The organism is uncultured Microbacterium sp. (assembly GCF_947632095.1).
Lineage (GTDB): Bacteria > Actinomycetota > Actinomycetes > Actinomycetales > Microbacteriaceae > Microbacterium.
Window position 1 is genome coordinate 15241 of the sequence record NZ_CANROA010000013.1, and the last position, 25507, is coordinate 40747.

Annotated in this window: 21 protein-coding genes; 16 read left to right on the forward strand and 5 right to left on the reverse strand. The window is 68.2% G+C overall.

The genetic code is table 11. From position 1 onward, the window contains the following. Positions 1-31: 31 nt before the first annotated feature. Together Q0Z66_RS05540 and Q0Z66_RS05545 are read right to left on the reverse strand one after the other, a co-directional pair. On the reverse strand, positions 32-703 hold the full coding sequence (locus tag Q0Z66_RS05540) for a YcnI family protein (protein ID WP_298038720.1): 672 nt from the start codon (positions 701-703) through the stop codon (positions 32-34). A gap of 96 nt (positions 704-799) precedes the next feature. Then, complete coding sequence (locus Q0Z66_RS05545) at positions 800-1372, reverse strand: hypothetical protein (RefSeq protein WP_298038722.1); 573 nt, start codon at positions 1370-1372, stop codon at positions 800-802. A 51-nt stretch (positions 1373-1423) separates the two neighbouring features. Here Q0Z66_RS05545 and Q0Z66_RS05550 point away from each other — a divergent pair, with 51 nt between their 5' ends. Beyond that, positions 1424-2734 (forward strand): RIP metalloprotease, encoded by a 1311-nt coding sequence (locus tag Q0Z66_RS05550; RefSeq protein WP_298038724.1) that lies wholly within the window; start codon positions 1424-1426, stop codon positions 2732-2734. A 27-nt stretch (positions 2735-2761) separates the two neighbouring features. Here the strand turns inward: Q0Z66_RS05550 and Q0Z66_RS05555 are convergent, their stop codons facing one another. After that, positions 2762-4648 carry a chorismate-binding protein gene (locus Q0Z66_RS05555; RefSeq protein WP_298038725.1) on the reverse strand — a complete coding sequence of 629 codons (1887 nt, stop codon included), beginning with the start codon at positions 4646-4648 and terminating at the stop codon, positions 2762-2764. A 188-nt stretch (positions 4649-4836) separates the two neighbouring features. Between Q0Z66_RS05555 and ispG the strand changes: the two genes are divergently transcribed. Beyond that, positions 4837-5988, forward strand: coding sequence for a flavodoxin-dependent (E)-4-hydroxy-3-methylbut-2-enyl-diphosphate synthase (gene ispG, locus Q0Z66_RS05560; RefSeq protein ID WP_298038728.1), 1152 nt, complete (start codon positions 4837-4839; stop codon positions 5986-5988). Positions 5989-6115: 127 nt separating this feature from the next. Here ispG and Q0Z66_RS05565 read toward each other — a convergent pair whose 3' ends face one another. After that, positions 6116-7537: an RNB domain-containing ribonuclease gene (locus Q0Z66_RS05565; protein WP_298038730.1), complete on the reverse strand. Its 1422-nt coding sequence runs from the start codon at positions 7535-7537 to the stop codon at positions 6116-6118. A 70-nt stretch (positions 7538-7607) separates the two neighbouring features. On the opposite strand from Q0Z66_RS05565, the gene Q0Z66_RS05570 reads away from it, so the two are divergent. From Q0Z66_RS05570 to Q0Z66_RS05605, 8 genes are all read left to right on the forward strand, one after another. Next, positions 7608-8378 carry an isocitrate lyase/phosphoenolpyruvate mutase family protein gene (locus Q0Z66_RS05570; RefSeq protein ID WP_298038732.1) on the forward strand — a complete coding sequence of 257 codons (771 nt, stop codon included), beginning with the start codon at positions 7608-7610 and terminating at the stop codon, positions 8376-8378. Between the two features lie 40 nt (positions 8379-8418). Next, the gene (locus tag Q0Z66_RS05575; protein ID WP_298038735.1) at positions 8419-10173 is read left to right on the forward strand and encodes a proline--tRNA ligase; all 1755 of its coding nucleotides are present in this window, start codon (positions 8419-8421) and stop codon (positions 10171-10173) included. A gap of 1 nt (position 10174) precedes the next feature. Then, positions 10175-11203 carry a TIGR00730 family Rossman fold protein gene (locus Q0Z66_RS05580; RefSeq protein WP_298038737.1) on the forward strand — a complete coding sequence of 343 codons (1029 nt, stop codon included), beginning with the start codon at positions 10175-10177 and terminating at the stop codon, positions 11201-11203. A gap of 93 nt (positions 11204-11296) precedes the next feature. Beyond that, complete coding sequence (gene nusA, locus Q0Z66_RS05585) at positions 11297-12280, forward strand: transcription termination factor NusA (RefSeq protein ID WP_298038740.1); 984 nt, start codon at positions 11297-11299, stop codon at positions 12278-12280. Positions 12281-12321: 41 nt separating this feature from the next. Beyond that, complete coding sequence (locus Q0Z66_RS05590) at positions 12322-12594, forward strand: YlxR family protein (RefSeq protein ID WP_298038742.1); 273 nt, start codon at positions 12322-12324, stop codon at positions 12592-12594. Between the two features lie 60 nt (positions 12595-12654). Beyond that, entirely contained in the window at positions 12655-15408 is a 2754-nt protein-coding gene (gene infB, locus Q0Z66_RS05595; RefSeq protein WP_298038745.1) for a translation initiation factor IF-2, read from the forward strand. 64 nt (positions 15409-15472) lie between these two features. Further along, entirely contained in the window at positions 15473-15901 is a 429-nt protein-coding gene (rbfA, locus tag Q0Z66_RS05600; RefSeq protein WP_298038747.1) for a 30S ribosome-binding factor RbfA, read from the forward strand. A 94-nt stretch (positions 15902-15995) separates the two neighbouring features. Continuing rightward, positions 15996-18173, forward strand: coding sequence for a helix-turn-helix transcriptional regulator (locus tag Q0Z66_RS05605; protein ID WP_298038750.1), 2178 nt, complete (start codon positions 15996-15998; stop codon positions 18171-18173). 18 nt (positions 18174-18191) lie between these two features. Here the strand turns inward: Q0Z66_RS05605 and Q0Z66_RS05610 are convergent, their stop codons facing one another. Continuing rightward, on the reverse strand, positions 18192-19091 hold the full coding sequence (locus Q0Z66_RS05610; RefSeq protein ID WP_298038753.1) for an A/G-specific adenine glycosylase: 900 nt from the start codon (positions 19089-19091) through the stop codon (positions 18192-18194). 52 nt (positions 19092-19143) lie between these two features. On the opposite strand from Q0Z66_RS05610, the gene truB reads away from it, so the two are divergent. From truB to Q0Z66_RS05640, 6 genes are all read left to right on the forward strand, one after another. Beyond that, positions 19144-20037, forward strand: a complete 894-nt coding sequence (truB, locus tag Q0Z66_RS05615; protein ID WP_298038756.1) for a tRNA pseudouridine(55) synthase TruB — start codon at positions 19144-19146, stop codon at positions 20035-20037. After that, entirely contained in the window at positions 20034-20402 is a 369-nt protein-coding gene (locus tag Q0Z66_RS05620; protein ID WP_298038757.1) for a hypothetical protein, read from the forward strand. Before truB ends, Q0Z66_RS05620 begins: the two co-directional genes overlap by 4 nt. 51 nt (positions 20403-20453) lie before the next feature. Continuing rightward, on the forward strand, positions 20454-20897 hold the full coding sequence (locus tag Q0Z66_RS05625; RefSeq protein WP_298038758.1) for a hypothetical protein: 444 nt from the start codon (positions 20454-20456) through the stop codon (positions 20895-20897). After that, complete coding sequence (locus Q0Z66_RS05630; RefSeq protein WP_298038761.1) at positions 20894-21850, forward strand: bifunctional riboflavin kinase/FAD synthetase; 957 nt, start codon at positions 20894-20896, stop codon at positions 21848-21850. Before Q0Z66_RS05625 ends, Q0Z66_RS05630 begins: the two co-directional genes overlap by 4 nt. A gap of 208 nt (positions 21851-22058) precedes the next feature. After that, entirely contained in the window at positions 22059-24212 is a 2154-nt protein-coding gene (locus Q0Z66_RS05635; RefSeq protein WP_298038762.1) for a DEAD/DEAH box helicase, read from the forward strand. Between the two features lie 217 nt (positions 24213-24429). Then, a complete protein-coding gene (locus Q0Z66_RS05640; RefSeq protein WP_298038763.1) occupies positions 24430-25458 on the forward strand; it encodes a 6-phosphofructokinase in 1029 nt (342 codons plus the stop codon). The last annotated feature ends 49 nt before the right edge of the window (positions 25459-25507 follow it).

Below are 25507 nucleotides of genomic sequence, written 5' to 3' on the forward strand. Positions count from 1 at the left end.
GCGACGGTCGACGTGCCCCGGATGCTGTGCTCTACGCTCGGGCGCCGCGTGCGGTGCGCACGGAGACGATCAGCGCAGCGATCCCGGCGATGAGGCCGACGCCGCCGAGACCGAGCGCGATCGCCGCGGCAGCGGCTGGAGCACCCGCCTCGGAAACGCCGGCATCGGCGTCGGCGTCATCCTGTTCGGAGGATGACACGGTGATCGTGGGCGCGGGGGACTCGAGGTCGTGCGGGTCGGTTCCGGGGTCGGCGACCTCGTCCCAGATGTGCGATCCGTCTGCGCAGATCTGCTCGACGGGGAAGGCGAGCATCTCCGGCGCATCATCGGCCAAACGCACCGACATCGTGGCGGTGCCGCGCAGGCCGTTCGGAACGGGGTCGGTCGCGGAATAGGTCACAGCCGAGACGAGCCCGTTCTCGGCACGTTCGACATCGATGTCCCAGAGGGCATCGACCGTCGGCGCGACGGAGGCGAGGCCTTCGGGGAGGGTGAAGCGCAGCGCGGTCGTGGGGGAATCGTCGCATCCGTGCGAGAAGGAGAAGATCAGCACGGCGCTTCCTCCCGGCTCGACGGCGTCGGGGGAAACCCCGACATGAGCGTGCGCTGCGGCAGGGGCGGCGAGCACGAGCCCGGCGGCGATGATGGCGCCGATGGTTGAACGGCGCGCGTGGACAGGGGTGTTGCGGTTCTTCGAGGACAAGGGTCTCTCCCAAGGATCAGCAGAGTGCATCTGCATGCGCGATCGCTCCCGTGAGCGGGCACGCGAGAAAAAGAAGGATGCTGTGCGGGCGAATGTTCAGCCGCGCGGGAGCACGGCTGGAGGCCCTCGTCTGCTGATGTTCTGGTGGTGGCGGGAGTGCGCCGGGCAGGAGGGCGCCGGGATCGGGCGCGCTGACGCGGGGAAGTCGCCGAATGGTGCAAGTGCGCGGTGGCGAAGCACGGCGCGCACCCAGCCGGCGATGAGGCGCAGCAGCCGCTCGCCGCGCCAGAGCAAAGCAGTCGTGACGGCCGCGGCGAGCAGGTGCGCACCCAGCATGCCGGTCTCGGCGGTGGCCAGATCATCGACCGGACCGAGAACGAGGGCGTGCTGGTGGCCACCGTCGGTTCCCGAACCCGCTGTGGCGTTCAATGCGACGAAAAGCATATGGAACAGCGCCTGTGAGAGGAGCACCGTCAGCGCGAGGTTGCGCAGCCGGAGCCGCCGGCCGACGAGAACAGCGCACATCGGGATCAGGAAGACGCTCAGGGCTACGACCAGCAGGGGATGCGGCGCCGCCCCGCCGCCGAACGTGTGCGATACGGCGGCGATGACCGTCGCTCCGGTGGATGCCGCGGCACCGCGCACGAGTCGCACTTGCCGGGTAGTCACCCCACCAGCCTACGCGGGCAACTCCACAGCCCGGCGCAGTACCGTGGTCGGGTGGAAACGTTGCTCTATCTCGCCGGCATCCTGTTCATGCTGGTGGGACTCGCCCTCTCGATCGGTCTTCACGAGATCGGACACCTGGTGCCCGCGAAGCTGTTCGGTGTGCGGGTCGGCCAGTACATGATCGGCTTCGGGCCGCGCATCTGGTCGAAGAAGATCGGTGAGACCGAGTACGGGGTCAAGGCGCTGCCGCTGGGCGGCTTCATCTCGATGTCGGGCATGTACCCGGCATCCGATGGCAAGCCCGCCCGGGGCGTCTTCCGCACACTCGTCCAGGACGCCCGCTCCGCGAATGACGAGACGATCCTCGCCGGCGATGAGGAACGCGTCTTCTACCGTCTGCCAATCTTCAAGCGCATCATCATCATGCTCGGCGGGCCCTTCATGAACCTGGTCCTCGCCGCGCTGATCTTCACGGTCCTCGCCTCGGGGATCGGCCTCCAGCAGGGCACCACGACGATCGCCTCCGTCAACGAGTGCGTGCTTCCGGCCGGAACGCAACAGGATGCCTGTGCGCCCGGTGACCCGGCGACTCCGGCTGCCGAAGCGGATGTTCGTCCGGGTGACGTGGTCGTCTCACTCGACGGCGTACCGGTCTCCGATTTCGCGGAGACGACAGCGATCGTGCAGGCGGCGCCCGGTGAGACGCTCGACATGATCGTTCTGCGCGACGGTCGCGAGACGCTGTTGGAGATCACGCCGATCGCGGTGGAGCGCACGTTGACGGATGCTTCGGGGCAGGCGCTCCGGGACGATCAGGGCGACGAGATCATCGCCACCGTCGGCTATGTCGGCATGGCCTCGCAGATGGGGCTCATCCGGCAGCCCATCGGCACGGGCGTGCAGATGGTCGGCGAGAACGCCGTCCGTGTCGCGGGCATCGTCGTGCAACTGCCGGTCAAGCTGTGGAACGTCGGAGCATCGCTCGTCAGCGACACCGAGCGCGATGCGGACGGACCGCTCAGCGTCGTGGGCGTCGGCCGCATCGCCGGGGAGGTCGCGGCGACGGACGCTCCCATCCTCGACCGCTTCGTCGTGCTGCTGAGCCTGCTCGGATCCCTCAACATCGCCCTGTTCGTGTTCAACCTCATCCCGCTGCTCCCGCTCGACGGAGGCCACGTTGTGGTCGCCCTGTGGGACGGTCTGCGTCGCGGGTGGGCGAAGCTGTGGCGCCGTCCGGCTCCGAAACCGGTGGATGCGACGCGCCTGGTTCCGGTCACGGTCATCGTCGCCGTGGCGATGATCGCGATGGGTGCGCTGCTGATGATCGCCGACGTCGTCAACCCGATCGCGCTGTTCGGCTGAGCGAACCGCGCGATCGGGGAAGGCGGGTCAGGCCAGTGCGGCGCCGATGAGGCGTTCGAGCGTGCGGATGCCGTCGCGCGAGAGGATCGACTCGAGGTGGCCCTGGACGCTGGCGAAGCCGGGCCCGCGCAGGGCGTACACGTCGCCCGTGACGGGATCCGCTGATACCTGTGCCTCACCGATCGCGATGGAACCTGCGGGAACGCGCGCGGTGAACGTGTTGTAGAAGCCGATCGAGGCGTCCTCGTCGAAGACGGGCACGACCTTCTGCAGACCCTGATGCGGAGCATCCAGAGGCACGAGTCCGATTCCGAGAGAATCGGCGAGGATCTGGTGGCTCAGGCACACGGCCAGCAGCGGAGCGCCGGTGGCGCGGCGGCGGGCGACGACCTCCCGCATGCGCGCGATGCGGGGCGTGCCCGCATCGCGCGGGTCACCGGGACCGGGACCGGCGACGACGAGCTCCGCGGCGTCGATCTCGGCATCCGTGACATCGCTCCACGGCACGATGCGGGCATCGAGGCCCAGGTGGTGCAGCTGGTGCGCGAGCATCGTGGTGAAACGGTCCTCGGCGTCGACCACGAGGGCGCTGCGACCGGCGAAGGCGCCGTCGGCGCCGTCATCCTGCGGGTTCAGCCAGAACTCGGCGAGGCGGTCGTTGCGGGATGAGAGCAGCTCGGAGACTTCGCGGTCCTGCGCCAGGTTTATGGCGGGGGAGTCGGGGGCATCCGGGTCGGAGGGCGCGACCGTCGCCGTGTCGCGGGGAATCGCGCCGATCGCGCCGAGCACTCCCGCGGCCTTGCCGTGGGTCTCGCTGACCTCTCCGTGCGGGTCGGAGTGGCGCACCAGGGTCGCCCCCACAGGGACGCGAAGGCGTCCCTTCTCGAGGTAGACGGTGCGGATGAGGATCGGGGCGTCGAGGTCGTGCCCGCCGTCGGCGTTCGGGGTGAAGAGCGCGGCCACTCCCGAGTAGTAGCCGCGCGGCTCGCTCTCGTGGCGGCGGATCACGGCGCAGGCGTTCTGCATGGGGGAGCCGGTCACGGTTGGGGCGAACATCGTCTCGCGCAGGATGTCGCGCGGGTCCAGCCGGCTGCGCCCGCGGAGCATGTACTCGGTGTGGGTCAGGCGCGACATCTGCTTCAGATGCGGGCCGGTGATGCGTCCGCCGTCGGAGCAGACGGCGCTCATCATCTTCAGCTCCTCGTCGACGACCATGAACAGCTCCTCGGTCTCCTTCGTGGAGGAGAGGAACTCGACGAGGGTCTCCTTCGTGGCGCCTCCCGCCGGGTGGCGGAAGGTGCCGGAGATGGGGTTCATGGTGACGATGCCGTCGCGTGCGACGACGTGCGCTTCCGGACTCGCGCCCACCGCGATGTGGCCGGGGGTGATGACGGCGAACGTCCAGTAGGCGCCGCGCTCGTGCTCGAGGAGCGCGCGGAACCAGCCGAGGGCGGTCGTGCGCTCATCGGCCGTGACCCGGGCCGTGTAGTCACGGCGGATGACGAAGTTCGCGCCCTCGCCGCGGCCGATCTCGTCGCGGATCACGCGGGTGACGATCTCGGCGTAGTCCTCGTCGGTGATGTCGAATCCGGCGTCGTGCAGCGGCACGGTCTCGGACGGGAGGGCGGCGAGCGCGTCATCCAACGGCAGGTTGTGGTGCTGATCGACGAGCAGGCAGCGCAACGGGGTGCCGTCATCTTGGGCCTCGAAGCCGCGCTCGCGCACCTGACGGTAGGGGACCATGGCGAATACTTCGCGCGGCGTGCCGTCGACGGTGAGCGGGATATCGGCGAGCAGGTCGACGTCGGTGACATCGCCGGTGAGCAGCTCGATGGTCTCGGCGCCGTCGCGTGCGATCAGCACGAAGGATGCTTCGGAGTCGCGCGCCAGTTCGGCGAGCAGGTTTACAGTCATCGAGGTCTCCTGTGCGGGGCTCCGGCGCGGCTCAACGAAAAGACCGCCCCGGGGGCGGTCTGGATTCGTGGGAACGCGAACACACCGCCTAGGAGGCGGGCCACCAGGTGAGGTTCGCGAGCATGGGCCGAAACTATCACACCGGCGATGTCCAGCGTCGCCGTGTGACATCCGCGTAGGCTGAGCGCGTGCCCGCAGTGAATCTTGGGATGCCGAGCGTCCCCGAAGTTCTGAGCCCCCGCCGCAAGTCCCGCCAGATCTCGGTCGGGAAGGTGCTGGTCGGCGGTGACGCCCCCGTCAGCGTGCAGTCGATGACGACCACGAAGACGACCGACATCAACGGCACACTCCAGCAGATCGCCGAGCTCACGGCATCCGGCTGCGAGATCGTGCGCGTCGCCGTGCCGCACCAGGACGACGCCGACGCGCTGAAGATCATCGCGATGAAGAGCCAGATCCCGGTGATCGCCGACATCCACTTCCAGCCGCGCTACATCTACACGGCGATCGATGCCGGCTGCGGCGCGGTGCGCGTGAACCCGGGCAACATCCGCGAGTTCGACGGCAACGTCGGAAAGATCGCCGAGGCAGCGAAGGCGGCCGGCGTCTCGCTGCGCATCGGCGTGAACGCCGGTTCGCTCGACAAGCGCCTGCTCGCGAAATATGGCAAGGCCACGGCGGAAGCGCTCGTGGAGAGCGCCGTGTGGGAAGCCTCGCTGTTCGAGGAGCACGACTTCCACGACTTCAAGATCTCGGTCAAGCACAACGACCCGATCGTCATGGTCAAGGCCTATCGGATGCTCGCCGAGCGGGGCGACTGGCCTCTGCACCTCGGCGTCACCGAGGCCGGCCCCGCTTTCCAGGGAACGATCAAGTCGGCCACGGCCTTCGGCATCCTGCTGTCGGAGGGCATCGGCGACACGATCCGCGTGTCCCTGTCGGCGCCGCCCGCGGAAGAGGTCAAGGTCGGCCACCAGATCCTGCAGTCGCTGAACCTGCGCGAGCGCAAGCTCGAGATCGTCTCCTGCCCGTCGTGCGGTCGTGCCCAGGTCGACGTCTACACGCTGGCCGACTCGGTCACCGAGGGCCTCAAGGACATGACCGTGCCGCTGCGCGTGGCCGTCATGGGATGCGTCGTCAACGGTCCCGGTGAGGCGCGCGACGCCGACCTGGGTGTGGCCTCCGGCAACGGCAAGGGACAGATCTTCGTCAAGGGCGAGGTCATCAAGACCGTGCCCGAGGCCGACATCGTTCAGACGCTCATCGAAGAGGCCAACCGCATCGCCGCCGAAATGGGTCCGGATGCTCCGCTGGGGACCGCGCAGGTGGTCACCGCCTGATGCGGCGTTGCGCACAGCGGATGCTGTTGCACATGGCGGATGTCCTCGGGAAGAAAGTCCGCTGGGTGCAACAACCTCCGCCGGGCGCAACAGGCACGGCCGGTCAATCGCCCGCCGTGCCGATCGGTCACAGGGAGAACTCGACCTCGCCGCGGGCGATGTCTGCGCGCACCACGGTGAGTGACACCGTGTCGCCCGGTTGCGTGCCCGCCGCAACGGGCGCGGTCGCGGTGACTGCGGGGTCGGCGATCTGGATCTGAGCGCGCTCGCCGCCATTGCGCAACTCGATCACACTCGCACTGATGCGCTGCCCGACCAGAGGGGTGAGCAGAGCCGCCTCGACCCGGTTGACCGTGTCGGCGTTCAGACGCGATGCGCGCTGCCCGGACTCCTGCATGAGGGCGGGCAGATCATCGAGCGACTCGCGGGCCCAGGCCGGGATCTCGGCATCCGTGGAGACGGCGAGGCAGATCGCCAGCACCCACCGGTCGACGAGCCGGCGCAGGGGAGCGGTGGCATGCGCGTAGGGGGCGCCGATCGCCGCCTGGATCGTCTCATCGGGCACGTCGCCATCGAAGGTCGCATAGCCCGCGCCCCGGAACAGCGACGCCGCGGCTTCGAGGACGGGCAGCGTCAGCGGGTCATCACGGTCCAGACTGCGGAGGTATTCGCCGTAGGAGCCGTCCGTCCACGGGCGCCCGAGCGCTTCGGTCTGCCGGCGGAACGTCGCGAAGGCGCGATCGTCAGGGCGCGGCATGGTGCGCAGCACGCCGACCTTCGCCCCGATCATGAGCTCGGCCGCGGCCATGCCCGTCATGAGCGACAGGTGCGCATTCCACTCCTCGACGGCAAGGGGGCTGCGCCGCTCGATCGAGTAGGTGCCGTCCTCGTTCTGGACGACCTCCTCATCCGGCATGTTCAGGCTGGCACCGCCGCGCTGCTCCTCGAGCGCGGTGCGCAGCGCACCGATCACCGGCAGCAGATCCCAGGGCCCGGACTCGCCACGATCCAGAGAACCCTGGACCGAGACGTAGTCGAGCTGGGCGCGCGATCGCACCAGTGCGCGCTCCAACCGGAACGCCGTCACGGCGCCGGCGGCATCCAGATCGAAAGTCCAGACGAGAGCCGGGCGATCGACATCCGGGAGCAGTGAGGCGCGGTCCTCGCTGAGGATGCGCGGATGCAGCGGGATCGACCCGTCCGCGGCATACAGTGTCTGTCCGCGCCGGCGAGCCGCAGCATCCACCGCGCCTCCCGGAACGACGAACCCCGGAACATCCGCGATCGCGTAGCGCACCATGAAACCCGTGCCGGCGCGCTGCAGATGGAACGCCTGATCCAGATCCTTCGACCCCACCGGGTCCAGCGTCACGAACGGCACCTCGCGCAGATCGAGCTCCGGAATCGGCGCCGAAGACGCGGAAGCCTCGGTCAGGACCTCATCCGAGAAGTCCTCCGCGACGTCCAGACGCTCGCGAAGCTCGGCCAGAGCCGTGGCAAGAGCGCTCTGCGCGGCGGACGGGGCGACATGGGATCGACGCTGAGGCATGCCACCACACTAAACGTGCAGCCCCGTCAACCCCCGTCCCGGATCTGAGCGCGCCGGGTAGCGTCGGAGCATGAGCACCGCAGACAAGGCCCTCGCCCTCCGATCCCTCTACGAAGCCCCCGAAATCCTCCGGGTCGTCAACACCTGGGACGTGATCTCCACGAAAGCCGTCGCCGACCTGGCCGAGACCACGGCGATCGCGACCGCCGGCCACTCCATCGCCGCGACCTTCGGCTACGACGACGGCCAGATCCCCCGCGACCTCATGATCGACATGGTTGGGCGGATCGCAGCGTCCACCGACCTGCCCGTCACCGCAGACCTCGACGACGGCTACGACGACGCGGGCGAGACGACGCGGCTCGCGCTCGCCGCAGGGATCGTCGGCGCCAACGTTGAGGACCGGCTCAAGCCGCTGGCCGAGTCCGTCGCGGTCGTCGAGTCGATCGTGCGCGCCGCGGAGTCCGAGGGCATCGCCTTCGCGCTCAACGCCCGCACGGATGCCTTCGTCCGGGCCGGAGACCGGCCGCTCCACGAGAGTATCGCGGATGCCATCGAACGGGGCCGTGCGTTCCTCGATGCCGGAGCGACCTGCGTCTTCATCCCCGGCGTCCTCGACGCCGACACCACCCGTCGGCTCGTCGACGGGATCGGCGAGCGCAAGATCAGCGTGATCGGCCTGCCCGGAGCCCTCACGGCCGCTGAGTACGAGGCGCTCGGCGTCGCCCGCATCTCCTACGGGCCCATGATCCAGCGCGTGGGGCTGACCGCGGTGCAGGATGTCGCCGCATCCCTGTACGCGAATGGCGTGATCCCCGCGAGCACCCGCGCGTTGAACTGACCGCGACGATGACCACGCGACAGGTCACTAGACTTGTCGCGTGGTCACTCGTCTCTCGAACTTCTTCCTCCGCACACTCCGTGAAGACCCGGCCGGCGCCGAGATCGCCAGCCACAAGCTGCTGATCCGCGCCGGATACATCCGGCCGCAGGCAGCGGGCATCTTCGCCTGGCTCCCACTGGGGCTCAAGGTCAAGGCCAAGATCGAGACCGTCATCCGCGAGGAGATGGCTGCAGCCGGTGCGCAGGAGGTGCACTTCCCGGCGCTCATGCCGCGCGAGCCCTACCAGGCCACCGGCCGCTGGGACGAGTACGGCGACCTGCTCTTCCGCCTGCAGGACCGCAAGGGCGGCGACTATCTGCTCGCGCCCACCCACGAAGAGGCCTTCACGATGCTCGTGAAGGACATGTACTCCTCGTACAAGGACCTGCCCCTGACGATCTACCAGATCCAGGACAAGTACCGCGACGAGGCGCGTCCGCGCGCCGGGCTCCTCCGCGGCCGTGAGTTCACGATGAAGGACGCCTACTCCTTCGATGCATCCGACGAGGGGCTCGAGACCAGCTACATGGCGCAGCGCGACGCTTATGAGCGCATCTTCCAGCGCCTGGGCCTCGAGTACGCGATCGTGAAGGCGGATGCCGGTGCGATGGGCGGTTCGCGCTCGGAGGAGTTCCTGCACCCGACCCCGGTCGGTGAAGACACGTTCGTGCGCAGCGCGGGCGGCTACGCCGCGAACGTCGAGGCGTTCACCACCGCCGCGCCGGCGCCGGCGCCGTTCGACGACGCCCCCGCAGCCACCATCTTCGATTCGCCCGCGACGCCCACGATCGAGACGCTCGTCGCGCACTCCAACGCGGTCCTCGACGGCGAGTACACGGCGGCCGACACGCTGAAGAACGTCGTGCTCGCGCTGACGAACCTCGACGGCACCCGTGAGCTCGTCGTCGTCGGCATCCCCGGCGACCGCGAGGTCGACGAGAAGCGCGCCGAGGTCGCCTTCGCGCCCGCCGAGGTCTCCCCGGCCACGGACGAGGACTTTGCGAAGCACCCGCTGCTGGTCAAGGGCTACATCGGGCCCTGGTCGCCGGAGGGCGCCGTCCTCGGCGAGGAGTCCGCCACCGGCATCCGCTACCTCCTGGACCCTCGCGTCTCCGAAGGCACCCGCTGGATCACCGGCGCGAACGTGCACGAGAAGCACGCGCACTCGGTCATCGCCGGTCGCGACTTCACCGCAGACGGCGTCGTGCAGATCGCGAACGTGCGCGCCGGTGACCCGGCGCCCGACGGCTCCGGCCCGGTCGAGCTCGCCCGCGGCATGGAGATCGGCCACGTCTTCCAACTCGGCCGCAAGTACGCCGAATCGCTGGGGCTGAAGGTCCTCGATCAGAACGGCAAGCTCGTCACCGTCACGATGGGCTCCTACGGCATCGGCGTCACCCGCATCCTCGCGATCATCGCCGAGCTCAACAACGACGACAAGGGCCTCATCTGGCCCGCATCCGTCGCGCCGTTCGATGTGCACGTCGTCGCAGCCGGACGCGACCAGGTCGCCTTCGACGTCGCCCAGCAGGCCGCCGCGGACCTCGAGGCCGCCGGTCTCGACGTGCTCTACGACGACCGCCCCAAGGTCTCGCCCGGCGTGAAGTTCGGCGATGCCGAGCTCGTCGGCATCCCGCGCGTCCTCGTCATCGGCCGAGGTGCGGCCGAGGGTCAGGTCGAGCTGTGGGACCGCCGGACGGGGGAGCGCGAGACGATCGCCCTGGCCGATGCTGTCGAACGGCTCCGGAGCTGACATGAGCGACAAGGACCTCGACATCACCGGCGCTGTCGAAGCCATCATGGCGGAGGCGGGCATCACCGAGAACTCCTCGCTGGTGCGCCGCATCCTCACCACAGGGCTCGGACTCGGACAGGACGACACCTCGCGGTTGGATCTGAAGATCGTCGCGTCCGCGCTGACAGAGATGCGCGATGCCTTCCGGCTGTTCCGCCCCTACGCGGATGCCCCGAAGGTGACGGTCTTCGGATCGGCGCGCACGCAGGCCGACGACCCGCTCTACGAGCAGGCGCGCTCGGTGGCGGCCGTGCTCGCCGAGCAGGGATGGATGGTCGTCACCGGGGCCGGGCCCGGCATCATGCAGGCGGCCGCCGAGGGCGCGGGCGAGAAGATGGCGCTGGGCGTCTCGATCAAGCTCCCGTTCGAGGAGAAGCCGAACGCCGTCGTCGCGAAGGACACCCACTCGGTCGAGATGAAGTACTTCTTCACGCGCAAGCTCATGCTCGTGAAGGAATCGACCGGTTTCATCTGCCTGCCCGGCGGCTTCGGCACGCTCGACGAGATGTTCGAGCTGCTGACGCTCCAGCAGACGGGCAAGGCGGAGCCGATGCCGATCGTGCTGCTCGACGCGCCCGGAGGCACCTTCTGGCGGGGTCTCGAACGGTTCATCCGCGACACACTGGTTCCGGCGGGGGTCATCTCCGCCGACGATTTCGATCGTGTGCTGGTGACGGACGACGCCGAGGCGGCGGTTGCCGAGATGACCGGTTTCTGGCGCAACTACCACTCGCTGCGCTGGATCGAAGACGTGCTCGTCCTGCGCCTGAAGAATCAGCCGACGTCGGCAGAGATCGCGGCGCTGAACACGGAGTTCGGGCACTTCCTCGTCGATGGGGCGATCGAGTCGGTTCCGGCGCATGCTGTGGAGATCGCCGACAGCGATGCCATCGAGCAACCCCGTATTTCGCTGCGCCTGCGCCAGCGGGAGGTCGGCGGGCTGTACCGGCTGATCGCCGCGCTGAACGGCCTCGAGTCCGCACGCTGAGCCCGAAGGCTGACGCTTCGGCTCCGAGCGGGTATCGTTGTACGGTGCCGCGCGTGCAGGATGCTGCGGCGAGAGCTGAATATGGAGGCCGTTATGGACATCGAACTGGGGCTGCTGCGCGGGATCGAGAAGGAGAAGGAGATTCCCTTCGACGAGCTCGTGACGATCATCGAGCAGGCCGTTCTGACGGCCTACGGCAAGCACGTCTCCGAAGACGGTGCTGTTCCGCAGGGCGTTCGCGTCGAGCTCGACCGCAAGACCGGCCACGTCGCCGTTCTCCAGCCGGTCACCGATGACGAAGGCGCTGTCATCGGCGAAGAGGATGCCACGCCCAGCGACTTCGGGCGCATCGCGGCTTTCGCGGCCAAGCAGGTCATCAGCCAGCGGCTGCGCGACATCGCCGATGAGGCCGTGCTCGGCGAGTTCCGCGGCAAGGAGGGCGATATCGTCGCCGGCGTGATCCAGCAGGGGCCGAACCCGCGCATGATCCACGTCGACCTCGGCAGCGTCGAGGCGATCCTTCCTCCCGAGGAGCAGGTTCCCGGTGAGGAGTACACGCACGGTTCCCGTCTTCGCGTCTACGTCACGAGCGTCGCGAAGGGCCTGAAGGGCCCGCAGATCACTGTGTCGCGCACCCACCCCGGACTCGTACGCAAGCTCTTCGCGCTCGAGGTCCCGGAGATCGCAGCCGGCCTGGTCGAGATCGTCTCCCTGGCGCGCGAGGCCGGGCACCGCACGAAGATCGCGGTCGTCGCGAACGACCCGGCGATCAACGCCAAGGGCGCCTGCATCGGCGAGCTCGGACGCCGTGTGCGCGCCGTCACCGAGGAACTGGCCGGAGAGAAGATCGACATCGTCGACTTCGACGCCGACCTCGCCTCGTTCGTGGCCCACGCCCTGTCGCCCGCGAAGGTCAGCAGTGCTTTCGTGCTCGATGCGACCACCAAGGCCGTGCGCGCTCTCGTCCCCGACTACCAGCTGTCGCTCGCGATCGGCAAGGAGGGGCAGAACGCCCGTCTGGCCGCGAAGCTCACCGGCGCAAAGATCGACATCCAGCCCGACAGCATCCTCGACTGATCGGCAGGTCGAGCAGTTGTCATCCAGCGGTGCGGTGTAGGATGGAGCCTGTACGAACATGCGTCGGCTGTCGCATGCGTGCTTCCCGAACTGCTCTTCTCAGAGTGGTGGCTCAGAACAACATCCTCGTCATCGATGAGAGTGCTGTTCTGCCGGGGAGGGGCGCGTGGATGCATCCGACGCAGGAATGCATCGAAGCCGCACTGCGGCGCCGCGCTTTCGCACGAGCACTCCGTGTGTCCGGTGAACTGGACACGCAGACCATCGAGAAACGGCTGAACGGCTATGGAAACAAAGTGAACGGCTCGAAATGAGACCCGTCCGCGACTAGTGGTCTGCCCTGTCTGGGCAGACCGACCCCAGACAGGAGAATTGTGGCTGCCAAACCACGCGTACATGAGATTGCCGCCGAACTCGGCGTCGACAGCAAATTCGCACTTGCAAAGCTGAAGGAGATCGGCGAGTTCGTCAAGAGCCCGTCCTCCACGATCGAGCCTCCCGTGGCTCGTAAGCTGCGTGCGGCGATCGAGGCCGACAGCTCGGCCAAGCCCGCTTCCGAGGAGAAGGCCGCGGCGAAGCCCGGTCCGAAGCCGGCCGCCGCCAAGCCCGGTCCCAAGGCTCCGACGCCCGGGCCCAAGCCCGGCCCGAAGCCTGCTCCCGAGGCGAAGCCCGCACCCGAGGCGAAGCCGGCGGCCGCTGAGAAGCCCGCCGCGCCGACTCCCGGTCCGGCTGCTCCCAAGCCCGGTCCGGCCGCTCCCGCGGCTCCTGCCGCAGACAAGGGCGCCCAGGCCCCCAAGCCCGGCGCTCCGCGTCCGGGGAACAACCCGTTCTCCTCCGCGCAGGGCATGGGGCAGCGTCCCGCCGGCCCACGTCCGGGGAACAACCCGTTCTCCTCCGCCCAGGGCATGGGCCAGCGTCCGACGCCGGGCAACATCCCGCGTCCGCAGGCTCCGCGTCCCGGTGCTCCTCGCCCGGGCGCCCCGCGTCCCGGCTCGCCCCGGCCCGGCGCTCCTCGCACCGGTCAGGGCGGTCGTCCCGGCGCTCCGTTCCAGCAGCGCTCCGGCGGTCCGGGTCGTCCCGGCGGTGCCGGTGGCGGTACCGGTCCCGGTGCTCGTCCCGGTGGCGGTTTCGCCGGTCGTCCCGGTGGTGGCGGCGGCCGTGGCCGTGGTCCCGGCGGTGGTACCGCAGGTGCCTTCGGCAAGGGCGGCGGCAAGTCGAAGCAGCGCAAGTCGCGGCGGGCGAAACGGCAAGAATTCGAGATGCGGTCGGCGCCTGTCGTCGGCGGCGTCAACGTCCAGAAGGGCAACGGAGAGACGATCCGTCTGCGTCGCGGAGCATCGATCGCCGACTTCGCCGACAAGCTCGAGGCCCTGAACGGCTACACCGTTCAGCCCGGAACGCTCGTCACCATCCTCTTCAACCTGGGTGAGATGGCCACGGCCACCGAGTCCCTCGACGAGGCGACCTTCGAGGTCCTCGGCGCGGAGCTCGGCTACAAGATCCAGATGGTCTCTCCCGAGGACGAGGACAAGGAGCTCCTCGAGGGCTTCGGTCTCGATCTCGACAAGGAGCTCGAAGAGGAGAGCGACGACGATCTCGAGATCCGTCCTCCTGTGGTCACCGTCATGGGTCACGTCGACCACGGTAAGACCCGCCTTCTCGACGCGATCCGCAAGACGAACGTCATCGAGGGCGAGGCCGGCGGCATCACCCAGCACATCGGTGCGTACCAGGTGTGGACCGAGCACGATGGCATCGAGCGCGCTGTGACGTTCATCGACACCCCGGGTCACGAGGCGTTCACCGCCATGCGTGCCCGTGGTGCGCAGGTCACCGACCTCGCGATCCTCGTGGTCGCGGCCGACGACGGCATCATGCCCCAGACGGTTGAGGCGCTCAACCACGCGCAGGCCGCGGGCGTTCCGATCGTCGTCGCGGTGAACAAGGTCGACAAGCCCGAGGCCAACCCGGGCAAGGTCCGCCAGCAGCTCACCGAGTACGGTCTGGTCGCCGAGGAGTATGGCGGAGACGTCATGTTCGTCGACGTGTCGGCCCGTCAGGGCACGGGCATCCAGGAGCTCCTGGACGCTGTGCTGCTCGTCGCGGATGCCGGTCTCGACCTCACCGCCAACCCGAACAAGGCCGCTCGCGGTGTCGCCATCGAGGCGAAGCTCGACAAGGGTCGCGGTTCCGTGGCCACGGTCCTCATCCAGTCGGGAACGCTGCGCGTCGGCGACTCGATCGTCGCCGGCACCGCCTATGGCCGTGTCCGCGCGATGCTCGATGAGAACGGCGAGTCTGTCGAGTTCGCGGCTCCGTCGCGACCGGTCCAGGTTCAGGGTCTGAACTCCGTGCCCCGCGCCGGCGACGTGTTCATCGTCACCGAGGAAGACCGCATGGCTCGCCAGATCGCTGAGAAGCGCGAGGCCGTCGAGCGCAACGCCCTGCTGGCCAAGGCCCGCAAGCGCATCTCGCTGGAAGACTTCACCCGTGCTCTCGAAGAGGGCAAGGTCGAGACGCTCAACCTCATCATCAAGGGTGACGTTTCCGGTGCGGTCGAGGCGCTGGAGGAGTCGCTGCTCAAGATCGAGGTGGACGACTCGGTTCAGCTGCGCATCATCCACCGCGGCGTGGGTGCGGTCACCGAGTCCGACGTGAACCTCGCGACGATCGATAACGCGATCATCGTGGGCTTCAACGTCCGCCCCGACCCGAAGGCCCGTGAGGCTGCGGCACGCGAAGGCGTGGACGTGCGCTTCTACTCGGTCATCTACTCGGCGATCGATGAGATCGAGAGCTCGCTCAAGGGCATGCTCAAGCCGGAGTACGAAGAGGTCAAGTCGGGTGTCGCCGAGATCCGCGAGGTGTTCCGCTCTTCGAAGTTCGGCAACATCGCGGGTGTCATCGTCCGCTCGGGAACGATCACGCGCAACGCGAAGGCACGTGTCATCCGCGAGGGCGTCGTCATCGCCGATGGCCTGGCCATCGAGTCGCTGCGCCGCTTCAAGGATGACGTCACCGAGGTCAAGACCGACTACGAAGCCGGTATCGGCCTCGGAAAGTACAACGACATCCAGGTCGGCGACGAGATCGAGACCACGGAAATGGTCGAGAAGCCGCGTAGCTGATCATCAGCATGCAAGGATGAGGGGCGCCCGAGGGCGCCCCTCATTCGTCACAGAGGAGAAGGAAATGGCTGGAGAAAGACAGGCCCGTTTGGCAGACCGGATCCGGGTGATCCTCGCGGAGCGCCTGGACAAGGGTCTGCGTGATCCCCGTCTGGGGTTCGTCACGATCACGGATGTGCGCGTTTCTGGGGATCTGCAGCACGCCTCCGTGTTCTACACGGTTTACGGCTCGGATGAGGAGCGTGTCGCCAGCGGCGCCGCACTCGCCTCGGCTACGGGGATGCTCCGCAGCGAGGTCGGCAAGCAGCTGAACACGCGTCTCGTTCCGACGCTAGAATTCATCGCCGATGCTCTGCCGGAGAACGCAGACAACATCACGGCGCTGCTGCGTCAGGCGCAGGAGCGCGACGCCGAGGTGGCCAAGCTTGCCTCGGGCGCGACCCACGCCGGCGATGCTGATCCTTACATGCGCAGTGAGGGCGAAGACGCCTGATCAGAAGGCGCATTTGCTAGTGTGAGTAGCCGTCGTCAGGTCTCTGGCGGCGGTTTCTGGGGTGCTCGATTGGGGAGCAAATATGGGATCAATGGTGAGCCGGCGCGATCTTCGCCGCCGTCCCACCGCCGTCGATGAAGCGGAGCTGCTCTCCGCTGTCGCGGAGCGGCTCTCCGCTCTGGGGATGTCGACGGCGCCGCATGTGCTGGCAAAGCTGCTGCGTCGGTTGGGAACCGATGCCGTGACCGTCATCGAGGTCGTCGCGGAGCTGTCTCCGGCTCAACGCAGTGGTCAGAGGATGTTGCCGAGGCCTTTGCCTCTGGTCGCGTCGATGCTGTCGGCCTTCGACACGGGCGAGATGTGCCCGGACGACCGCGACGTCCTGCTGGTGGCCTCGTTGATCGCGGACGGCCGTCTCGAGGTCCTCGTCGCCGCGTGCGGCGAGTCTTCGGCAGAAGAGCTCGCGGATCGTCTGAGCGATCATCTGATGATGTCCCGGGGGCACTATCGATTCACCGATGCGCGCATGTCGGTGTGGGTGCAGCAGACCGCAGCAGCCTCTGCGCGCCGTGCTGCGCATGCGCGAATCTCCGAAGCCTACGAGCGACTCGGGGAAGAGCTCCGGGCCAGCTGGCATCGTGCCTGCGGTGCGCTGCGGAGGATTCCGGATGCGGCGCCCGCATTGGCCGCGCATTCGCGTGCTCTCGCGACCGAGGGACATTCGGAGTGGGCGTATCTCGTTGCGACGGAGGCCGCCGATCACGCGATGGGCGTCGACGTCGAGGAGGCGCGCTTCGCGGCCGGCATCGCAGCGCTCGGCGCGGGGTGCATGGAGGAAGCAGCGGAGTGGCTGGGCAGCCTGTTCCCCTCGGGCGACATGGATCACCGCATCCGCGCGCTGGCGGCCCTTCAGATGGCGCAGGCGAGCACCACGGGCATCGTGACGGGCGTGGAACCGGCGGATCATCGTCCGCGCTGTGACATTCCGGCCCATTGGCGGGCGTGGGCGCGCACGGCGGGACTCGCGGCCGTGGTCAGCGCGGAGCGCGGTGAGACCTCGGCGATGCGGGAGTGGTTGTTCGAGCTTCGCACAGCGGAGCTGCGCTCCGGTTCTGAAGGACGCGTACGCGATTCCGCCGTGGCGATGTGCTGGATGCTGTCGGGTGAGCAGGATCGTGGCGAGGTGGCGACGACGGGAGCCTTCTCGGCGAACATCGTCGCTGCGCTGCAGGCGGCACTGGACGATGACGTGGATCTGGGCCTGCAGATCCTGGCGCGTGCACGCGCGGGGCTCATCGACGTGCAGGACGACCTGACGGCCGGTTTCGAGCGCAGCGCCCTGATCGACGCCTATCTGGCGGTCGCCGAGGTTCTCCTGCACTTCTGGTCGGGAGACATCGCCGCGGCGCGGGTCGTGTTCCAGACCGCTGCGATGGATCTGCCGATCGGGGTTCCGTTCGCGGGTCTCGCCGTGGCGCTGGGACGTCGGCTCGACATCGCTGCGGTGGGGGCGCCCGGTGCGCTCGTGGAGGCGGTGTCTGCGACTCTGCCGCGGGTGACCCGGGTCGACACCCTTCTGGATGCCGCGCTCCAGTCCTATTTGCGCGGTGATACGGAGCAAGCGGCGCTGGAGGTGGCTCTGTGGCAGGAGACCGGTGCGCCGGCCTCTCCGCTCACGGTTCCCTGCCTCGACGAGGTCGGTCCGATCATGGAGGTGGGGGAGCTGGTCGAGGCCCCGGATCTGCGACGTGCGCGTCAGCTGCGGCGGCGTCTGCGGCTGCTGCCGGAGAAGTCCTGGCGCGCGGAGCTCGCCGAGATCGCCGAGCTGAGCAAGGGCATCCGCTCCCCGTATTCGCGAGGCCGCGTCGAGGCTATGCTCGGCACCGCCTGCCTCTCGCATGGCGATGAGGCCGGCGGCCAGCGTTTCCTGCGAGTAGCGCGGAGCCTGTTCGCCTCGGCCGGCGCGGATGCCTGGAGCGCGTTGATGGATCGTCGCCTGCGTGCGCTCGAACCGGTCACCGCTTCGGCTCCGATTCCGACTCGGGATCCGATCCGTGCCAGCCGCGTGGCGTGGATGCCGTTGCTCACCGAGCGGGAGCTCGATGTGGCGATGAGGATCGTGGAGGGGGCGACGAACCGCCTCATCGCCGAGGAGTTCCATGTCTCGGTGCGCACGATCGAAGTGCACGCGGGGCGCATCTTCGCCAAGCTCGGCGTGCGCAGCCGGGTCGAGCTCACGGTCCTCGCCCATCGGGCGGGGCGCCATCTCTGAGTGCCGCCGTCCGCTCGGTCAGCGGGGCAGGCGGAGGACGTCATCGATCGCCTCGGCCAGTCCGTCGGCGATGAGCGAGTCGATCGCGCGGTCGCGCTGGGCCGGATCCGGCCAGTCGGGGATGACGGCGAAAGCGGGCAGGGTGTGCTCGGCGGCACTGCGCAGGGCCGCGAGCACGGCGCCCCGAGTCTGACGGTCGGAGCCCTCGTAGCGGGCCTGGCGGGGTCGGGTGTCGCCGGTGTCGGGGCGACCGGCGGCGACCCAGGTGCATCGATGCGCGATCGGGCACGCATCGCAGCGCGGCGACCGCGCCGTGCAGACGACGGCTCCGAGCTCCATCATCGCTGCGTTGAAAACCGCCGCGTCGGCGTACTCGTGGGGGAGGAGGGCGGACATCGCCGCGAGGTCCCGGCGCGACGCAGGACCCGGCTGGGAGCGGCCGTCGATCGCCCGCGCGATGACGCGGCGCGTGTTGGTGTCGACGACCGGGTGATGATCTCCGAATGAGAAGACCGCGACGGCACGCGCGGTGTAGTCGCCGATCCCGGAGAGTTCGAGCAGAGCGTCCACGTCGCGGGGAACCTCGCCTCCGTGCCGCTCGCAGATCTCGATCGCTGCGCGGTGCAGCCAGAGCGCGCGGCGCGGATAACCGAGGTTGGCCCATTGCTCGACGACCTCCGCGGGCCTCGCCTGCGCCATGCGCCGCGGCGACGGCCAGCGCTTCAACCATGCATCCAGCCGAGGGATCACGCGCGTGACCGGCGTCTGCTGGAGCATGAATTCGCTCACGAGCGTTCCCCAGGCCCCGTAGTGCTCGGCGAAATCCTCGCGTCGCCAGGGCAGGTCGCGCGCTTCGGCGGCGTACCAGGAGGCCAGTTCGATCGCCAACGGGGTCGGGTCGGGCGTGGTCACGGGCACCCGGACAGCTTAGGCGTCCGGCGCGGATGCCGCTCATCGGTAGGCTGGAGGAATGGTCTCGCCCGGTATTCTCCTCGTCGACAAGCCCGGTGGGCTGACCAGTCACGACGTCGTCGCGCGTACGCGGCGGGCCGTCGGCACGCGCAAGGTCGGACATGCCGGCACGCTCGATCCGATGGCCACCGGTCTCCTCGTGATCGGCGTCGAGGGGGCGACGCGTCTGCTCACCTACATCGTGGGGGCCGATAAGACCTATCGGGCGACGATCCGGCTCGGTCAGACGACGACGACGGATGACGCCGACGGCGACATCGTCGAGACTGCCGATGCGGCGCGGGTCGCAGCCATCGCCGATGAGCAGCTCGTTTCGGGCATCACCGCACTCACCGGCGATATCTCCCAGGTTCCGAGCGCGGTATCCGCGATCAAGGTCGACGGGCGCCGTGCCTATGATCTGGTTCGTGCGGGCGAGGACGTCGAGCTCAAGGCCCGAGCCGTCACGGTCTCCCGGTTCGACATCCTCTCGGAGCGACGCCAGGACGACGTGATCGACCTCGATGTCGTGGTCGACTGCTCCTCGGGCACGTACATCCGCGCCCTCGCCCGTGATCTCGGCGACTCTCTCGGCGTCGGCGGGCACCTCACGTCACTGCGCCGCACGCGCATCGGACCCTTCGATGTGGCGGATTCCGTCGGGATCGACGATCTCGCCGACGCGATGCCACTGTCCGCCGCGGCTGCCGCGTCCCTCATCCTGCCGCCGCTGGCGATGTCTGCCGACGAGGCACGCGATCTCCGTCACGGCAAGCGTCTCAGCGGACAGGCCGAGCGTATGGATACATCCTTCGGAACCGCGATCGATCCCGCTGGCGCGCTCATCGGGATCGTCGAGAAGCGCGGGCGCGATCTGAAGAGCGCCATGAACATGCCGGAGGAGAGCCGATGATCCTGTGGTTCACCGCCCTGCAGATCGTCATCGCGATCGCCGCGGGCCTGTTCTGCCTCATCGCGGGGCTGATGGGGCGACGCCCCAGCGATTTCACGGTCGGTGCGCTCGCCCTGGTCGAGGCCCTCCTGATCGTGCAGGTCGTCGTCGCGATCATCGCGCCGTTCGTCGGGAACCCGCCGACGGGAGACCTGCTCGAGTACTGGACCTACCTCGTCTCGGCGGTCATCCTGCCCATCGGCGGAACGGTGTGGGCGCTGATCGACCGGAGTCGTTGGAGCACCGTGATCCTCGGCGTCGTGGCTCTGTCGATCGCGATCATGCTCTGGCGCATGGAGACGATCTGGACGATCCAGGTCGCGTGAGGCCGCCGCGGCGCGGCTCCTCGGCTTAGCGCGCATAGAATGGACCACGCTATGAGCTCCATCGAAACCCGCTCTCGGATGACCGGAATCGGTCGCGTCCTCGTCATCGTCTACGCCGTCATGGCCATGGCCGCGACCGGACGCAGTTTCGTGCAGGTCGTCCGCAAATTCGACGAGGCGCCACTGGCGTACTCGTTGTCCGCGGCGGCCGCTGTCGTCTACATCCTGGCGACGCTCGCGCTGATCCTGGCGGGCAGGAGGGGCTGGTACACGGTCGCGTGGGTCGCGATCGTCTTCGAGCTGGTCGGCGTGATCGTCGTCGGCGGCCTCAGCATCCTCGCCCCCGATCTCTTCCAGCACGACTCGGTCTGGTCGATGTTCGGCCGCGGCTATGTGTTCATCCCACTGGTTCTGCCGATCTTCGGACTGTGGTGGCTGAGCAAGCACCGCCCGGCATCGGCCGTGCACGATGCTCCGGCGGAGGCGACTGCGTGATCATCTTCCGCGACCCGGCGGAGGTGCCGGAGAGCTTCGGGCCTTCGGCCGTCGCGATCGGCAAATTCGATGGCGTGCACGCGGGGCATCGTGAGGTGATCGCGCGTCTGCAGGCGGATGCCGCGGCCACGGGTGCCCGTGCAGTGGCGGTCACCTTCGACCGCAATCCGCTCGCTCTGCTGCGCCCGGATCTGTGCCCCGACAACGTCGTGTCGGTCGAGCGCAAGCTCGAGCTGCTGGGGGAACTGGGCCTGGACGCCACGCTCGTTCTGGCATTCGATGAGGCTCTGGCCTCGCTGAGCGCGGAGGCCTTCGTCGAGCAGATCCTCGTGGGTGCTCTGCAGGTGACTGCCGTGCTCGTGGGCGAGGACTTCCGATTCGGGCACCGCGGCGCCGGCACTCCCGATCTGCTGCGGGAGCTCGGGCCGCGCTACGGATTCACGGTCGATGTCGTCGAGGACGTCTACATCGAGGGCTCCGATCGACGCGTCTCCTCGAGCTGGGTGCGCGAGCTGCTCGCGGCCGGCGATGTGCGCGCGGCGGCTCGAGTCCTCGGGCGTTCGGTCGATGTGCGCGGGGAGGTGGTGCACGGGCTCAAGCGCGGGCGCGAGCTCGGCTTCCCGACGGCGAACCTCTCGGAGCGCGTCGATGCATTCGTCCCGGCCGATGGTGTCTACGCCGGCTGGCTGGTCGACCATGACACCGGCATCCGGCATCCGGCGGCGGTGTCGGTGGGCACGAATCCCACATTCGACGATGTGCTGGTGCGTCAGGTCGAGGCGCATGTCATCGATGAGGATTCGCTCGACCTGTACGGACATGATGTGTCGGTCGAATTCGTCGAGCGGCTGCGCGGAATGGTCGCCTTCAACGGCATCGAAGAGCTGATGACGCAGATGGCTGCCGACGTCGTCGCTGCGCGGACGCTGTTGCTCGGGGCCTCCGAGGCCTGAGATCCTGGCCGAGGGGCCCGGCGCGCCTGCGTTTTCTCGGCAGGATGCCGTAAACTGTCCGCGGGTTCACCCCGTACGCCCGCCTCATCGGCACCGCGACGCGAACCCGAGGACGTCCGCACGGTCCTGGCTCGCGCCACACGCGGACGATACGTACGGCACGATTCGCCTCTGAACGGCGTTTCGGTATTTCACGCTCAGGAGGAGCATGCCGACTACGGCAACCGCCGCGACGCGGCGCAAGAAGACATCCCGTCGTGATGACGAGGCCCCGCTGATTCCCATCCTCGCGCGCAAGGTGCGTGAGATCGAGGCCAAGACGCAGCGCGGAAAGCTCGGGCCGACGAACCGGGTCAAGTTCCAGGTGATCGCCTTCCTGGTGCGCGAGGAGCGCGCCCGGGTGAAGGCGGATGCCGCGCTCGGCGACTCGGCGCGCGCAGAACTGCTCAAGCGACTTGACGGCGTCGCGACGATCCTCGCGAAGACGGCGGCGCGCGACACCTCCCTGATCCAGCTCCTCGAGGCGGATCAGGCGACGAGCCCTGTCGCCAAGCGCATGCGCCGGGACTGGCTGCTCGAATCCGGTGCGGAACTCGCGCCGGAGGAGCTGGTCATCAGCGACGCTGCGCCGGTCCGCGAGCCTGTGGTTCCCGCTGCCCTTGCGGAGCGTCAGGTGACGCCTCCATCGCTGGAGGCGCGCCAGTTGGCCAATCCGTTCCTCGCGCCGGATCTCACGCCGCGCGAGACGACCACTCCGCGTCGGCGTCTGGACGACTGGGAGCTCATGGGCCCCCTGTACAAGGCCTTCGAAACCGGGGCGGGCGGAGCATCCGCGACCATGGAGCTGCCTCCGGTTCCGGAGTACGACCACATCTCGCCGCGCGGACTGGAGATCATGGTCCACCAGTCGCGCTTCCTGGAGTCTGTGCGCGCCGGGCATCGCTCCTTCCTGCTCGCCGACGAGCCGGGACTCGGCAAGACCGCGCAGTCCGTGCTCGCGGCGTCGCTGGCGGATGCCTACCCGCTGCTGGTCGTGGTGCCCAACGTCGTGAAGATGAACTGGGCTCGCGAGGTCGAGCGCTGGACGCCGCAGCGCCGTGCGACCGTGATCCAGGGCGATGGCCAGGACGTGGATGCCTTCGCCGATGTCTTCATCGTGAATTACGAGATCCTCGACCGTCATCTGTCGTGGCTCGGCGAGATCGGGCTGAAGGGCATGGTCGTCGATGAGGCGCACTTCATCAAGAACCTCTCCTCTCAGCGGTCGCAGAACGTTCTCGCGCTCGCCTCGCGGATCCGTGAGCGCATGCGCAACCCGCTCCTGATGGCGTTGACGGGAACACCGCTGATCAACGACGTCGAGGACTTCGACGCGATCTGGCGTTTCCTGGGCTGGACGACGGGGGAGAAGCCCGGTCCCGAGCTCATGGAGAAGCTCGACGCGACCGGTCACACCCCCGCAGACAAGGCCTTCTATCCCGAAGCGCGTGACGCCGTCATCTCGATGGGCATCGTCCGTCGCAAGAAGAAGGACGTCGCCGCAGACCTGCCGGACAAGCTCGTCGCTGACCTGCCGGTGCAGCTCGATGACGACTTCGGCCGCAGCATCCGTCAGGCGGAGCGCGAGCTCGGCGAGCGTCTGGCCGCAAAGTACCGCCGGATCGTGGAGGCCCGCGGGGACCGGGGCGATGCGCGCTCCCGAAACCTGTCTCAGGGCATGATCGACGAGGACATTGTCCGTCTGGTCGCGACGGGCGAGCTCGAGGAATCGAAGGCCGCCGGCACCGGGGGAGACAACGTCTTCACCATGGTGCGCAAGATCGGCCAGGCGAAGGCCGTGCTCTCCGCCGACTACGCGGCGCAGTTGCAGCGCTCCGTGGGCAAGGTCGTCTTCTTCGCGAAGCACATCGACGTCATGGATCAGGCGGAGGCGCACTTCGCGGCATCCGGCATCCGCTATGTCTCGATCCGCGGCGACCAGTCGACGCCCGCGCGCCAGCAGGCGATCGACGACTTCAACGGCGATGAGAACGTCGGCATCGCCGTGTGCTCGCTCACCGCGGCCGGCGTCGGACTCAACCTGCAGGCGGCATCCAACGTCGTTCTCGCCGAGCTGAGCTGGACCGCTGCCGAACAGACCCAGGCGATCGACCGGGTCCACCGCATCGGTCAGGATGAACCGGTCACGGCGTGGCGGATCATCGCGGCGCACACGATCGATACGAAGATCGCCGAGCTCATCGATCAGAAGCAGGGGCTCGCCGCCCGGGCCCTCGACGGTGAGGCCGTCGATGAGACGGCGAGCGAGTCGGTGCAGCTGGCGGCGCTCATGCATCTGCTGCGGGAGGCTCTCGGGGACTGACACCCTCGCTCAAGGGGCGTAAGAATTTGGATTCTTACGCCCCTTTTTGCGTCTTTTTCGTCGTTTTATCGAAGTTCCGTGAAATCAGATGTCTCACGGAAGCAAGATCGTGGATTCTCATCGTCCTCGAATGGCGTCTGGGGGCGGATGCCCACTAGGGTCGAGAACAGGCAACGTCGCCCGACCACCTCCCCTCGAAACGTCTGAAGGCAGCAGCATGAAGATCGGCATCCTCACCAGCGGCGGCGACTGCCCCGGCCTCAACGCGGTCATCCGCGGAATCGTCCTCAAGGGGACCACCACCTACGATCTCGAGTTCGTCGGAATCCGTGACGGATGGCGCGGCGTCGTCGAGGGCGACTTCATGCCGCTGACGCGCCACGAGGTCAAGGGACTCTCGAAGGTCGGCGGCACGATCCTCGGCACCAGCCGCACGAACCCCTACGAGGGCGACCGCGGCGGTGCGGAGAACATTGCCAAGACCCTCTACGGGCACAAGATCGACGGCATCGTCGCGATCGGCGGCGAGGGCACCCTCGCGGCGGCCGACCGGCTCGCGAAGGACGGGCTGAACGTGCTCGGCGTTCCGAAGACCATCGACAACGACCTGCGCGCCACTGACTACTCGTTCGGCTTCGACACCGCCGTCAACATCGCCACCGACGCGATGGACCGCCTGCGCACCACCGGTGACTCCCACCAGCGCTGCATGGTCGCCGAGGTCATGGGCCGCCACGTGGGCTGGATCGCCCTGCACGCGGGCATGGCCGCCGGCGCGCACGTGATCTGCATCCCCGAGGTGCCCATGTCGATCGATGAGATCGCCGCGCAGGTCACGAGCGCCCACGACCGCGGACGCGCACCGCTGGTCGTCGTCTCGGAGGGCTTCAAGCTCGAGGGGATGGACGAGGCCTACAGCGATAAGGGGCTGGACGCCTTTAACCGTCCGCGCCTGGGCGGGATCGGCGACCAGCTCGCGCCGCTCATCGAGCAGATCACGGGTGTTGAGACCCGTGCCACGATCCTCGGCCACATCCAGCGAGGCGGCTCGCCTTCGGGCTTCGACCGCGTCCTCGCCACGCGTCTGGGGCTGCACGCCGCCGACGCGATCGTCGAGGGCGCCTGGGGGCAGATGGTCGCCATGAAGGGGACCGACATCGTCCGGGTGCCGTTCGAGGAGGCGCTCGGAGAGCTGAACACCGTGCCGCGCTACCGCTATGACGAGGCCGCAGCGCTCTTCGGCTGATCCTCTCTCCTGACGATGCCGCCCCGGGGATGTTCCCGGGGCGGCATCG

Coding starts and splice junctions, on each gene's coding strand:
- Q0Z66_RS05555 (WP_298038725.1), bottom strand. CDS start 4,648: ATGACTGTAAACCTGCTCGCCGAACTGGCGCGCGACTCCGAAGCATCC.
- Q0Z66_RS05565 (WP_298038730.1), bottom strand. CDS start 7,537: ATGCCTCAGCGTCGATCCCATGTCGCCCCGTCCGCCGCGCAGAGCGCT.
- Q0Z66_RS05570 (WP_298038732.1), top strand. CDS start 7,608: ATGAGCACCGCAGACAAGGCCCTCGCCCTCCGATCCCTCTACGAAGCC.
- Q0Z66_RS05580 (WP_298038737.1), top strand. CDS start 10,175: ATGAGCGACAAGGACCTCGACATCACCGGCGCTGTCGAAGCCATCATG.
- nusA (WP_298038740.1), top strand. CDS start 11,297: ATGGACATCGAACTGGGGCTGCTGCGCGGGATCGAGAAGGAGAAGGAG.
- Q0Z66_RS05590 (WP_298038742.1), top strand. CDS start 12,322: ATGGAGCCTGTACGAACATGCGTCGGCTGTCGCATGCGTGCTTCCCGA.
- rbfA (WP_298038747.1), top strand. CDS start 15,473: ATGGCTGGAGAAAGACAGGCCCGTTTGGCAGACCGGATCCGGGTGATC.
- truB (WP_298038756.1), top strand. CDS start 19,144: ATGGTCTCGCCCGGTATTCTCCTCGTCGACAAGCCCGGTGGGCTGACC.
- Q0Z66_RS05620 (WP_298038757.1), top strand. CDS start 20,034: ATGATCCTGTGGTTCACCGCCCTGCAGATCGTCATCGCGATCGCCGCG.
- Q0Z66_RS05625 (WP_298038758.1), top strand. CDS start 20,454: ATGAGCTCCATCGAAACCCGCTCTCGGATGACCGGAATCGGTCGCGTC.
- Q0Z66_RS05635 (WP_298038762.1), top strand. CDS start 22,059: ATGCCGACTACGGCAACCGCCGCGACGCGGCGCAAGAAGACATCCCGT.
- Q0Z66_RS05640 (WP_298038763.1), top strand. CDS start 24,430: ATGAAGATCGGCATCCTCACCAGCGGCGGCGACTGCCCCGGCCTCAAC.